Here is an 11901-nt window from a genome sequence, read left to right as displayed (position 1 = left end):
AGCCGACATCACTGTCGGCTTTTTTGTCGGTCACTGCTTCGGCGCGGGGGCCGGTGCAGCAGCTGGCGGAACTGTTGGCGCTGGCGCCGCAGTCCCCGGCGCGGCCGGTTTCGGTGCGGCGTCGTCGAACAGGTTCAGGCGTTCGCGCAACTCGTGTGCCGGCACTGGTTGCTGGTCCGCAGGCAGCGCGTTCGGATCGACCGGCGTCGCCGGAGCGGCGCCGTTCTGACCTTCGGCGGCGGGCTTGGCCGCGTCGGCACCTTGCGAACCTTCGATGGCGGCCTGGGCCTTTTTGGTCAGGACCACGATGTCGATGCGGCGGTTGACCGGATTGAACGGGTTTTCCTTGTCGAACAGCGCCGACGAGGCATAACCGACAACCCGCGCCACCTGCGAATCCGGATAGCTGCCGGCCACCAGCGCACGCCGTGCAGCGTTGGCACGGTTGGCCGAGAGCTCCCAGTTGCCGAAATCGCCGGTGCCGATGTACGGCTTGGCGTCGGTGTGGCCGCTGATGCTGATCTTGTTCGGCACCGCTTTGATGGTGTCGGCCATGGCCAGCAGGATGTCTTCGAAATACGGCTTCAGACGTGCAGAACCTGAGTCGAACATCGGCCGGTTTTCCGCGTCCATGATCTGGATGCGCAAGCCGTTCGGGGTGATCTCGAACAGGATCTGATCCTTGAACTTCTGCAACTGCGGGTTCTCGTCGACCTTGTTCTGCAGTTCTTGCAGCAACAGCTCCAGGCGTTCTTTCTCGACCTGTTCGGCCATGCCTTCGACCTGCTCGGTGTCGACCGTGACCTTGTCCGGTTGCGGCTGGGATTTCACCTCAGGGTTGAGGGTGTTTTCCGGTGCCAGGGTCGGCGTGCCGCCCAGATCAATGATGTACGGCGTGCCGCTTTCGGAGAAGCCGACCGGATCCTTGAAGTAACCGGCGATGGCGATCTTCTGCTCCGGTGTCGCGGTGGACAGCAGCCACAACACCAGGAAGAACGCCATCATCGCCGTGGCGAAGTCGGCGAAGGCGATTTTCCACGCCCCGCCGTGGTGCCCACCGGCTATGCGCTTGACGCGCTTGATGATTATCGGCTGATTATTTTCCATGGCTTAGCGACCGCGAACGGCTTGTTCCAGCTCGGCAAAGCTTGGACGGTGCGCCGGGTACAGAACCTTGCGCCCGAACTCCACGGCCAGCGATGGCGGCATGCCGGAAGCCGAAGCCACCAGCGAGGCCTTGATGGCTTCGTAGACGTTCAATTCTTCCTTGGCATCGTGCGCCAGGGAATGCGCCAACGGCCCGAAGAAACCGTAGGCCGCGAGAATACCGAAGAAGGTACCGACCAGTGCCGCACCCACGTGCAGGCCGATGGATTTCTGATCGCCTTCACCCAGCGACGCCATGGTCACCACGATACCCAATACCGCCGCAACGATACCGAAACCGGGCATGGCGTCGGCAATGCCGTTCACCGCATGGGACGGGTGCTCGAGGTCTTCCTTAAGGCTGTAGAGTTCCATGTCGAACAGGCCTTCCAGCTCATGCGGAGCCATGTTGCCGGAGGACATGATGCGCAGGTAATCGCAGATGAACGCGGTCATGCGCTCGTCTTTGAGCACGGCCGGGTACTTGGCGAAGATCGGGCTCGCGGCAGCGTCTTCGATATCGCCTTCGATGGCCATCATGCCTTCGCGGCGGCTCTTGTTGAGGATCTCGTAGATCAGGCCGAGCACTTCCAGATAGAACGTGTGGCTGAAGCGCGAACTGAACATGCTCAGGGATTTCTTGAGCACGTGCATCGTCATGTAACCGGGGTTGGCCTGGAGGAATGCACCGAGGGCCGCACCACCGATGATCATCACCTCGAAGGGCTGGATCAGGGCGGCAATTTTGCCGTGGGAGAGCACGTATCCGCCGAGCACGCTCGCGAATACGACGATGATGCCGATAATTTTAGCCATAGGTAGAAAGTACTTATTTAAGTCGGGTTCAAGGTCATATTCGGAAGTTAAAAAATCTCTTCTTCTACTTATCGGCAAAACTGCGCCAGACTATAGCCAGTTCAGGCGAAAAGCCAATTTAGCCCATGCCGGGCGCGTCTACAGTCAGTGAAGATCTCGTCCAGACATGGCTAATGAAACGAACGTCCCACACGCAAAACCGACCACGCTCGAGGGCTGGGTCAAACTGCTCGATGGCGTGCGCCTGCCCGTGCCGCAAGAGGCTCACGACAAGGTTTGTCGGGCGATCCGCGACAACCGCAGCTCGTTGCGCGATATCGCCGACCTGATGCAGGACAGCCCGGCGCTGGCCTTGAGCATCATCCGTGAGGCAAATCGTCACACCCACGGCACCATGGCCGCTCCGGCGGAAAATCTCGAGGTGGCGATCAACCGTCTGGGCCTGGCGCGTACCGAAGAATTGCTCGCGCGTCTGCCGGTCGAACCGCAGATGCAGATCCCCAAGGCGTTGCGCCAACTGCAGATGATCAGCCAGCACGCCACGCAACAGGCCAACGGTTTTTTCGCCAGCCGCCTCGCACGCCTGTGGCAGGACATTCACTGGGGCAGCCTGTTGTTTCTGTCGCCGTTATGGCCGCTGGCGCTGACGTTTCCAGAGTTGCTCGAAGAGTGGGAGTTGCGGGTTATCCACAAGGGCGAATCGGCGCGGATGGTCGAGAAGCAACTGTTCGGCGTACGCCTGCTGAAGATCGCCGAGGCGCTGGTACAGGTCTGGCATCTGCCGATCTGGGTGCAGCAGGGCTATAAACTGCTGCTCAGCGAACAGCGCGAACTGGTGAAAGTGTTGCGCATCGCCCGCGACAGCGAACATCCGTTGCGCCAGCAGAATCGCCTCGACGACGATCCGACCCTGCGCCGCTGGCTCAACCAGCCGGCCAACACCGTGTTGCTGGCCAACGGCCTGGCGCTGTCGGCGCAACAGGCCTGGGACAGTCCGCACAGCGAGCGCTGGCAGTACCTGACCAGCCTTTATCTGCAAATCTCGATGGACGAAGTGCAGCAGCAGTTGCACCAGCAAGCCGCCAACAGTGCGCGCCAGCACGCGATGCCCGATCTGTGGCACCCGGCCGTTTCCTTATTATGGCCATGGGGCACCCATCGCTTGCCGGCCGGGATGCTGCCGGCGGCGGCGCCGAATGCCGAGGATCTGACGCAGTGGCGCCGGCAATGCGCCGAACTGCTGGCCGAGCCGAGCCGCTTCACCAATGCCATGAGCCTGACCGTCGCCGCCCGTGATGCGCTGGTCGCCAGCGGGATGCGTCGGGTGATGCTTCTGATGGCCGACCGCACGCAATCGAATCTGCGGGTGCACCAGACCTTCGGCCTGCCGAAGGAAGCAGCCGCGCTGAATTTTGTCGTCAGTCAGAGCAAAGTCCTGCAACGGTTGCTCGCGCAGCAGGCACAGGTGCGGATCAACCCCGAGAACAACGCACAGTTTTCCGCATTGTTGCCGCCGGGCCTGCGTGCGCTGTTCCGTGGCGAGCATCTGTTCCTGCGTTCGCTGGTCAATAACGGCCGGGTGATCATGATCGTCGTCGCCGACCAGGGCGGTGGGCCGTTCGCCGACATCACCGTGCAAGCCTTTGGCAAAACCGCGCAGTGCATCGAAAAAGCCCTGCACAGCTTTAGCAGCCGTGGCCGATGAGGCTGCGCTACAATCCCCCCCTTTGTGCTCTGGAGACCTCACATGTCTGACTTCTCTGGCTTGCCGCTCGTCATCGAGCCGAGCGACCTGCTCCCGCGTCTCGATTCCCCTGAACTGATTCTGGTGGATCTGACCAGCCCTGCCCGTTATGCCGAAGGTCACCTTCCCGGCGCACGCTTTGTCGACCCCAAGCGCACCCAGCTCGGCCAGCCGCCGGCGCCGGGACTGCTGCCGGCCAAAGCCGATCTGGAGGCGTTGTTCGGTGAGCTGGGGCATCGTCCGGACGCGGTTTACGTGGTCTACGACGACGAGGGCGGTGGCTGGGCCGGGCGTTTCATCTGGCTGCTCGACGTGATCGGTCATGACAAATACCACTACATCGACGGCGGTTTGCCGGCATGGCTGGAAGCGGGCATGCCGATGTCGATCCAGGTACCGTCTGCAGTGGGTGGCCCGGTGGCGCTGACCCTGCACGACGAGCCGACGGCAACCCGCGAATACCTGCAAAGTCGTCTCCGCGCCGCCGATCTGGCGATCTGGGATGCCCGCGGGCCGCTGGAATATTCGGGCGAGAAGATGCTGGCCGCCAAGGGTGGACACATCCCCGGCGCCGTGAACTTCGAGTGGACCGCCGGCATGGACAAAGAGCGTCAATTGCGGATTCGCACGGACATGCCGCAGATCCTCGAAGACCTCGGGATCACCAAGGACAAAGAAATCATTACCCACTGCCAGACCCATCACCGGTCGGGCTTCACTTATCTGGTGGCCAAGTCCCTCGGTTATCCGCGGGTCAAGGGCTACGCCGGTTCCTGGGGCGAGTGGGGCAACCACCCTGATACGCCTGTCGAGATTTAAGGTTTTTTAAGGACAACTAATGAAAGAGCGTCTGTTTATCCTCAGCCAGTACCTGCTGCCTCATCACCTGCTGTCGCGCCTGGCCGGCTGCGTTGCCGAGTGCCGCGTGCGCTGGTTCAAGAATGCCTTCACCCAGTGGTTCGCCAAGCGTTATCAGGTGGACATGTCGCAAGCGCTGGTCGAAGACCTGACCGCCTACGAGCATTTCAACGCCTTCTTCACCCGTGCCCTGAAAGACGGCGCGCGGCCACTGGACCAGACGCCGGGCGCGATCCTCAGCCCGGCCGACGGTGCGGTCAGCCAGCTCGGCCCGATCGAACACGGTCGCGTGTTCCAGGCCAAGGGCCACAGCTTCAGCGTGCTGGAACTGCTCGGCGGTGATGCGGCCAATGCGGCGCCGTTCATGGGCGGCGACTTCGCCACCATTTACCTGTCGCCAAAGGACTACCACCGCGTGCACATGCCGCTGGCCGGCACTCTGCGCGAGATGGTCTACATCCCGGGCCGGATCTTCTCGGTCAACCAGACCACCGCGGAAAACGTTCCGGAGCTGTTCGCCCGCAACGAGCGTGTGGCGTGCATTTTCGACACCGAGCGCGGGCCGATGGCCGTGGTGCTGGTCGGCGCAATGATCGTCGCTTCGATCGAAACCGTGTGGGCTGGTCTGGTCACCCCACCGAAGCGCGAACTGAAAACCTTCCGCTACGACGAAGCCGCCCGTGCGCCGATTCATCTGGAAAAAGGCGCGGAGCTGGGTCGCTTCAAGCTGGGTTCGACAGCGATCGTGCTGTTTGGCCCGGATCAGGTGAAGTGGGCCGAAGAACTGGTGGCGGGTTCGCCAGTGCAAATGGGCCAGGCCCTGGCCCTGCCGACGGCCTGAGCCGGCTGATCCGCCCTTTCACACGTCTGTGAAGGGGCGGACACGACCTGGGAGGCGCCGTTACTCTATCTGTCCACGGAAGCCGATCGGCCCTTCGTTGGCGTAGGTATTGGTGCCACTGAGGTTTTTCCCTCCATCGCTGGAAGTGACGCTCAACGCGACTACGTTCTGATTGTCCCGTCCACCGATCACCCACTTGCCGCCCGGATGCCATGGGGCATCATTGCCACCCCACTGGTTCTCGACGTTGTATTGATTCTGACCGGTGCGCTGCGCCTTGAAGCCAATCGGGCCTTCGCCGGCGTAAGTCATGGTGCCGGTGAAGCTTTTGCCGCCATCGCTTGACTTGATCTCGATGGCGACGACTTGCTGGTTGTCCCGCCCGCCCAGCACCCAGGTCCCACCCGGATGCCACGGTGCCGAACTACCGCCCCATTGATTTGCCACTGCATATTTAGACATGAACCTCATCTCCTTGAAGTTTCGGGAGACCTGCCCGAGGTTGACGGCAGGCCGTGCAACCGTGCGTTTCCGATCGCACGTCTGAGAGACTAGTAGGGCTTGTTGAATGGCATCCGGCCAGCAGACCAGCGGTCAAAAAGCCTGACGCCATCCGGCGAAACAGACCACAACTGCTAGAGTTCCTGGTGTTGCCAATTTCGCCGCTGGAGCCAATCACGGCATGAGTGAGTCACGCCCCCAACCCTCCCTACGCGCCCCGATCCCGACGCAAACGCGCCTGTCGTTCTGTGAAGCCACCCCGCGCGACCTCAAGCGCTGGATCGCCGGCCTGCCCAAGGCCAACATCGGCGAAACCGCCCGCCAGTTGTATCAAGGCCTGGGCGAACTCAACCAATTGCTCACCCCCAGTGACAATCGCCTGCAACTGCTGGAGTTGCTGCGCCCCGAGGTTTACTTCGTCTGCCAGCATCTGGAGCGGCACTTTCTGCATCAGGCGATCATGCTCGATGACCGCTCGCGCAAGATCAGCAACCTGTGTCAGGCGCTGCAAAGTCATCTGGCTATCGGCTACAAGCAGATCGTTCTGCGCATTGTCCCCAAGTATCACAAGGATCGTGCGGCACTGCTCAGTCAGGCCCTGCAACGGGCCGCGCATGCGCTCAAGGGGCAACTGCTGCGGGCGACGCAGCTGTACAGTCCGCCGCCGGAACATCTGTGGTTCGAGCTGCATCAGCTGTATCGCTGCGCTTGCGCCTTGCAGTTGCAACAGCGTCGGGTGCATGACGATCTGGCAAGCCTGAGCAGCGAGCTGAGCCTGGAACAGACCTACATCGCCGCCCTGCTGCTGGGCAGCGCCCGTTGCAATCAACTGCGGCAGAACCAGATCGCCCGGCTGGCCGAAGTGCTGGAGCCGTGGAGTGCCTTGCTCAAATTGCATCCCGGCAGTCCGGAGGATGGATTGTTCGCCATCAGCGCCGAACTGGATGCTGGGCCGCGCTACCGCAGCATGTTTCGCAAAGAACAACAGGGCGCATTGCTGGGCTTCGATCCGCAGCCGCTGGTGAACGTGATCGAAGCGCATTTACTGCAGCAGGAAACGTCGACGCCGCTGCCAGTCCCGGCAGGACTGAGCCTCGACACCCTGCAACATTTGCACGCCAGTTGGGGCCAGGCCGCCGAGCGCAGTTTTCAGCGCACCGCAGGTCAGGGCAGCCTGACCGTGTGCGTGGGCATGAGCGCCCTGCACTTTTACCTGGGCGGCGAACGCAGCTTCAGCGAACTGCTCAAACATCCCGGTGCTCGCGCGGCTAACTTCAGTCGCGTTGTGGTCCAGGGCGAAAAGGACAGCTGGAGCCAGGCCTTCGACGCCGCCCCGCAAAGCAATGCAGATGAATTTCTGCCCTACGAGGAAATCCAGTACGACCATCTCGGTGAAGACGAAAACACAGCTGACCACACACCGCACTACCCGACCTACGCCTTGCCGGTGATCAACCACAGCCCCGGTGGTTATTGCCTGGGCTGGCCGGGTGAGGTGCCCGCCGAGTTGCAGGCCGGGGAGATGGTCGGAATTCAGGACAGCGCGAGTCAGGGCTGGAGCATTGCGGTGGTGCGCTGGATCCGTCAGGTACGCGGCAGCGGGCCGCAAATGGGCATCGAGCTGGTGGCGCCGCACGCCGAGCCCTGCGGCTTGCAACTGGTGCGTGCGCGGGATGATCACAGCCATTATTTGCGCGGCTTATTGCTACCGGAGATCAGCGCCATCGACCTGCCCGCGACCTTGCTCACACCGCGCCTGCCATTTCAGGAAGGCAATAAAGTGCTGATCAACACCCACGGCGAAGAACACCGCGCCGGGCTGGATCGACGGGTGGCAAGCACCCACAGCTTCAATCAATTTGCCTATCGCTCGCTGGAGGCCGCGCAGAATGGCGGGGGCGAGGAGGATTTTGATTCGTTGTGGAAGTCGCTTTAAAGCTTTAAAGAAACTGTGGCGAGGGAGCTTGCTCCCGCTGGACTGCGCAGCAGTCCCACTCTCTTGAGTCAAAGAGCGGGGCCGCTTCGCGCCCCAGCGGGAGCAAGCTCCCTCGCCACAGAGGCCGTCTCAGGCTCAGAGCTGCCCGTCGCGATCGCGGAAGCCCAGCAGATACAGCACGCCATCCAGCCCAAGGGTGGAGATCGCCTGCTTGGCCGACTGCTTGACCAGCGGCTTGGCGCGGAACGCCACACCCAGCCCGGCAATCGCCAGCATTGGCAGGTCATTCGCACCGTCGCCCACGGCAATGGTCTGCTCCAGACGCAAGCCTTCCTTGTGCGCCAGCTCCTTCAACAGGTCAGCCTTGCGCTGCGCATCGACAATCGGCTCGATCGCCACGCCGGTGCACTTGCCATCGACCACTTCCAGTTCGTTGGCGAACACGTAGTCGATGCCGAGTTTGGCCTGCAGCTGTTTGGCGAAGTACGTGAAGCCGCCAGACAGGATCGCGGTCTTGTAGCCCAGGCGCTTGAGTTCGGCGAACAGGGTTTCCGCGCCTTCGGTGAGGCGCAGCGAAGCGCCGATCGAGTCCAGCACGCTGACATCCAGGCCTTTGAGCAACGCCAGGCGCTCCTTGAAGCTGGCGCGGAAGTCCAGTTCGCCGGCCATCGCGCGCTCGGTGATGGCCGAAACTTGCTCGCCCACCCCGGCCGCCTTGGCCAGTTCATCGATGACTTCGGCTTCGATCAGGGTCGAGTCCATGTCGAACACCGCCAGACGCCGGTTGCGCCGGAACAGCGAATCTTCCTGGAAAGCGATGTCGACGTTCAGCTCTTGGGCAACGCTGAGGAATTCGGCGCGCAGAGCCTGCGGATCCGCCGCTTCGCCACGCACGGAGAACTCGATGCAGCCCTTGCCCTTGTCCGCCGGAGTGTCCAGCGGCATGCGACCCGACAGACGGTCGATATGGTCGATGTTCAGGCCATATTTGGCGGTGATCGCGCTGACTGCCTGCAATTGGCCGGCGGTCACTTTGCGGGTCAACAGGGTGACGATGTGGCGTTTCTTGCCCTGATTGCCCACCCACTGCTGGTAATCCTCTTCGGACACCGGGGTGAAGCGCACCTGCTGGTCGAGCTCGTAGCCCTTGAACAGGATGTCCTTGAGCACGGCTTTGCCCTGCTCGGAGTCGGGAATTTCAACCAGGATGCCGAACGACAGGGTGTCGTGGATCACCGCCTGACCAATGTCGAGAATGTTCACACCACCTTGTGCCAGAACGCCGGTAATGGCCGCAGTCAGACCCGGACGGTCGACTCCCGTGATGTTAATCAGGACGATTTCGCGCAACGCGCACCCCCGCAACTGGAAAAAAACCGCATTCTACCCACTTTCAGTGACCATCGGGCACCGTGAGCGCTTTGCCGGTCTAGGGCCTGTCGCTATACTGCGCGTCAACTTCACGGACAAAAGAGCCGAGCTCAGTGAACCGGCCCACGCCAGTTAAAACCGATAACTTCTTCCTGCTGATCTTCCGTGCACTGCGCCATCGCCGTGTACCGATTGCATTGCGCATTGCCAGCCATAACGTGATCCTGGTCGCTCTGGCCCTGGTGATCTATGCCGGGGTAATGGGCTTGCAGTTCAAGCAGGCCATGCACGAGCAGGCCGATGCGCTGGGCGAAAGCCTGACCACGCAGACCGCCACTTCCGCCACGGAACTGTTGGTGTCCAACGACATCCTCAGCCTCAACGTGCTGCTCAACAACCTGACCAAGAACAAGCTGGTGGCCCACGCGGCCATCTATAGCGTGGACAACCGCATCCTCGCCGAATCCGGTCAGCGTCCCAAGCACAGCCTGCTGGGCGAAGCCGAAGGCATGTACGAGAGCAAGATCACCTTCCAGGATGTGACCGCCGGGCAACTGCGCATCAGCCTGGACATGGATCAGTTCCAGCAGCCGATGACCATCAGCCTGCAAAGCATGGGCATTCTCAGTGCGATTCTGTTGGCGCTGTCGCTGGCCTTGAGCCTGCGCATGGGTCGCTATCTGTCGACGCCGTTGCTGCAATTGCGCGTCTGGCTGCGGCGCATCGACGAACACACGCCGGGCATAGATCGTCAGGACGAAATCGGCGATCTGGCGCGTCAGCTGCACGCCAACTTCGCGCCGGAGCCTGCACCGGAACCCGAGCCAGAGCCGGAACCCGAGTTCGAAGACGAAGATGAGCCAGAGTTCGAAGTGCGCAACCTGCGTGACCCGAGCTTTGACGAAACCCGCCCGATGGCCGCGCAAAAACCGGCACCGCGCCACGTGGTCAGCACCGTTGAAGACGATGATGACGACGAAGATCCGTTTGCCGATCTGCGCGACGAGTCGCTGACCGAAGCTGTTCCGGTGCCGCGTAAAGCGACCCCGAGCGTGCCGCAGCACAGTGCGGTGCTGGCGATCCAGCTGGGTTCGCAAGAGCAATTGCGTCGCCTGCCGCGTGCCCGTCTGGAAGAGTTGCTGGAGCGCTATCGCGACTGCCTCGATCAGGCCGCTTCGTTGTATCAGGGCGAAATCGAAACCCTGAACGATGGCAGCACACTGATGCTGTTCCACACTGAAGACAGCGGTGACGACTACCTGACCAATGCGATCTGCTGCGGCGAGTTGCTGCGGGCGCTGGGCCATCAGTTGCAGATCGAAGTCGCCGACAGCGGCATCACCCTGCAATTGCAACTGGGCCTGACCCTGGGCGACGAATTGTTCGGCCTGAGCCAGATCGACCTGCTGCTGACCGATTCGGCTCAGGATGCACTGGCCCTGTCGCAACACAGCCGCAACCTGCTGCTGGTCGAGCGCAAGATCGGTGACGACGCGCTGATTCGCCAGCGTGCGCGGATCCGTCCGATCGCCAGCCCGGAAGGCGCTTGCTGTGTCGAGCGCTTGATGGAGCCGTATCCGTCGATGCTTGAGCGACAACTGGCGCGGATGCATGAGCGCCGGGCGTAAGCCTCAGGCCCGAAACACAGAAGCCCGCAGACGAGCGATCGTCTGCGGGCTTTTTTGTTGCCTGCGATCTTTTATGGCGCCTGTTCCGGCCCCTTCGCGAGCAAGCCCGCTCCCACAGGGTGTGTGCCCGCCGCTGATCAAATGTGGGAGCGGGCTTGCTCGCGAAGGCGTCAGCACTGACGACAACTATCCTCCAGCCCCCAGACACAACAAAGCCCGCACAAGGCGGGCTTTGTTTTGACTCAAACCACACTCAGAAGCGGAACACTTCCATATCGGTACGAATCGGCGATGCCATCGGAATCTTCGGCTGCTTCTCGGCTTCCGTCGCCGGCGCTGCCGGTTTTGGCGCCGCCTTACGCGGTGCCTCGGCCACTGGAGGCTGGTTGGCCAGTGGCTTGAGCGCCACCGACAACTGCTCGGCCAGACGCTGCAGCAGAATGCCTTGAGCCTGCACCTGCGAAGCCGTGGTGCCGGCATGCAGCTCCTGCAGATGAACGATGCGGTTGTCGCGCACCTGCCCACGACGGTCGATCAGACGCCATTGCGCATCGAGGATCGCCGGTTGTTTCTCACCGGAGTCCAGACGCGTGATGGTCAGCAATACCTGCACATCCGGAGCAAACCCCAGAGTAGCGGGTGCCAATACCACACGCTGGCTGTCCAGATGACCGGCCACCTGACGCATCAGCAATTGATCGATATCCGACGAAAGGCTGCCAGCCCAGCGACCGTCGGTCGAGGCTTGCAGGCTGCCATCCGGTTGACGTTGCAGCAAAGTTTCACGTTGCAGGTAATCAGCAATGACTACCGGACCCAACAAAACCGCCATGCCTGTGCTTTGCGCAGGCTGAGCCGGACTTCCGCTGTCCAGCTGATACAGCGACACCGGCTGGTGAACGCTGCAACCCGCCAGGCCGAAAACGCCGGCGAGCAGGAAAATAAGGGGGCGCAGAGCAGTCATCATCCCGTCCAGGTGGCCGCCACAAGGCTGACCACAGTGAAAATACTCAATAAATATGAAGAACGCTCGGCCACGCCGGCGCTTGGAAAGGCCATA

The 11901-nt window shown here is 61.8% G+C and carries 10 protein-coding genes; 5 read left to right on the top strand and 5 right to left on the bottom strand.

Annotation, left to right across the window (positions count from 1 at the left end; all coding sequences use genetic code 11):
* Positions 1–30: 30 nt before the first annotated feature.
* Positions 31–1107: a flagellar motor protein MotB gene (gene motB, locus ACS4NR_RS24480; protein ID WP_456018549.1), complete on the bottom strand. Its 1077-nt coding sequence runs from the start codon at positions 1105–1107 to the stop codon at positions 31–33.
* Between the two features lie 3 nt (positions 1108–1110).
* Entirely contained in the window at positions 1111–1962 is an 852-nt protein-coding gene (gene motA, locus ACS4NR_RS24475; protein ID WP_007952169.1) for a flagellar motor stator protein MotA, read from the bottom strand.
* A 166-nt stretch (positions 1963–2128) separates the two neighbouring features.
* On the opposite strand from motA, the gene ACS4NR_RS24470 reads away from it, so the two are divergent.
* Genes ACS4NR_RS24470 through asd form a run of 3 tightly spaced genes read left to right on the top strand, consistent with a single transcriptional unit; the run spans position 2129 to position 5405 of the window.
* The gene (locus ACS4NR_RS24470; RefSeq protein ID WP_456018548.1) at positions 2129–3667 is read left to right on the top strand and encodes an HDOD domain-containing protein; all 1539 of its coding nucleotides are present in this window, start codon (positions 2129–2131) and stop codon (positions 3665–3667) included.
* 42 nt (positions 3668–3709) lie between these two features.
* Positions 3710–4525 carry a thiosulfate sulfurtransferase gene (gene rhdA / locus ACS4NR_RS24465; protein ID WP_456018547.1) on the top strand — a complete coding sequence of 272 codons (816 nt, stop codon included), beginning with the start codon at positions 3710–3712 and terminating at the stop codon, positions 4523–4525.
* Positions 4526–4544: 19 nt separating this feature from the next.
* A complete protein-coding gene (gene asd / locus ACS4NR_RS24460) occupies positions 4545–5405 on the top strand; it encodes an archaetidylserine decarboxylase (protein ID WP_003221083.1) in 861 nt (286 codons plus the stop codon).
* Between the two features lie 60 nt (positions 5406–5465).
* On the opposite strand, the gene ACS4NR_RS24455 is transcribed toward asd, so the two are convergent.
* Positions 5466–5867, bottom strand: coding sequence for a lectin OAA family protein (locus tag ACS4NR_RS24455; protein ID WP_095138108.1), 402 nt, complete (start codon positions 5865–5867; stop codon positions 5466–5468).
* Positions 5868–6087: 220 nt separating this feature from the next.
* Between ACS4NR_RS24455 and ACS4NR_RS24450 the strand changes: the two genes are divergently transcribed.
* Positions 6088–7842 (top strand): molecular chaperone, encoded by a 1755-nt coding sequence (locus ACS4NR_RS24450; protein WP_456018546.1) that lies wholly within the window; start codon positions 6088–6090, stop codon positions 7840–7842.
* A 135-nt stretch (positions 7843–7977) separates the two neighbouring features.
* Here the strand turns inward: ACS4NR_RS24450 and serB are convergent, their stop codons facing one another.
* On the bottom strand, positions 7978–9192 hold the full coding sequence (gene serB, locus ACS4NR_RS24445; RefSeq protein WP_139053506.1) for a phosphoserine phosphatase SerB: 1215 nt from the start codon (positions 9190–9192) through the stop codon (positions 7978–7980).
* A 134-nt stretch (positions 9193–9326) separates the two neighbouring features.
* On the opposite strand from serB, the gene ACS4NR_RS24440 reads away from it, so the two are divergent.
* On the top strand, positions 9327–10841 hold the full coding sequence (locus ACS4NR_RS24440; protein WP_095138105.1) for an AhpA/YtjB family protein: 1515 nt from the start codon (positions 9327–9329) through the stop codon (positions 10839–10841).
* A gap of 253 nt (positions 10842–11094) precedes the next feature.
* Here ACS4NR_RS24440 and ACS4NR_RS24435 read toward each other — a convergent pair whose 3' ends face one another.
* A complete protein-coding gene (locus tag ACS4NR_RS24435) occupies positions 11095–11805 on the bottom strand; it encodes a PqiC family protein (protein ID WP_456018545.1) in 711 nt (236 codons plus the stop codon).
* Positions 11806–11901 lie beyond the last annotated feature (96 nt).

It is taken from the genome of Pseudomonas sp. JQ36, assembly GCF_053851495.1.
This window is presented reverse-complemented; position numbering and strand designations above follow the sequence as displayed.

Coding starts and splice junctions, on each gene's coding strand:
- motB (WP_456018549.1), bottom strand. CDS start 1,107: ATGGAAAATAATCAGCCGATAATCATCAAGCGCGTCAAGCGCATAGCC.
- motA (WP_007952169.1), bottom strand. CDS start 1,962: ATGGCTAAAATTATCGGCATCATCGTCGTATTCGCGAGCGTGCTCGGC.
- ACS4NR_RS24470 (WP_456018548.1), top strand. CDS start 2,129: ATGGCTAATGAAACGAACGTCCCACACGCAAAACCGACCACGCTCGAG.
- rhdA (WP_456018547.1), top strand. CDS start 3,710: ATGTCTGACTTCTCTGGCTTGCCGCTCGTCATCGAGCCGAGCGACCTG.
- asd (WP_003221083.1), top strand. CDS start 4,545: ATGAAAGAGCGTCTGTTTATCCTCAGCCAGTACCTGCTGCCTCATCAC.
- ACS4NR_RS24455 (WP_095138108.1), bottom strand. CDS start 5,867: ATGTCTAAATATGCAGTGGCAAATCAATGGGGCGGTAGTTCGGCACCG.
- ACS4NR_RS24450 (WP_456018546.1), top strand. CDS start 6,088: ATGAGTGAGTCACGCCCCCAACCCTCCCTACGCGCCCCGATCCCGACG.
- ACS4NR_RS24435 (WP_456018545.1), bottom strand. CDS start 11,805: ATGACTGCTCTGCGCCCCCTTATTTTCCTGCTCGCCGGCGTTTTCGGC.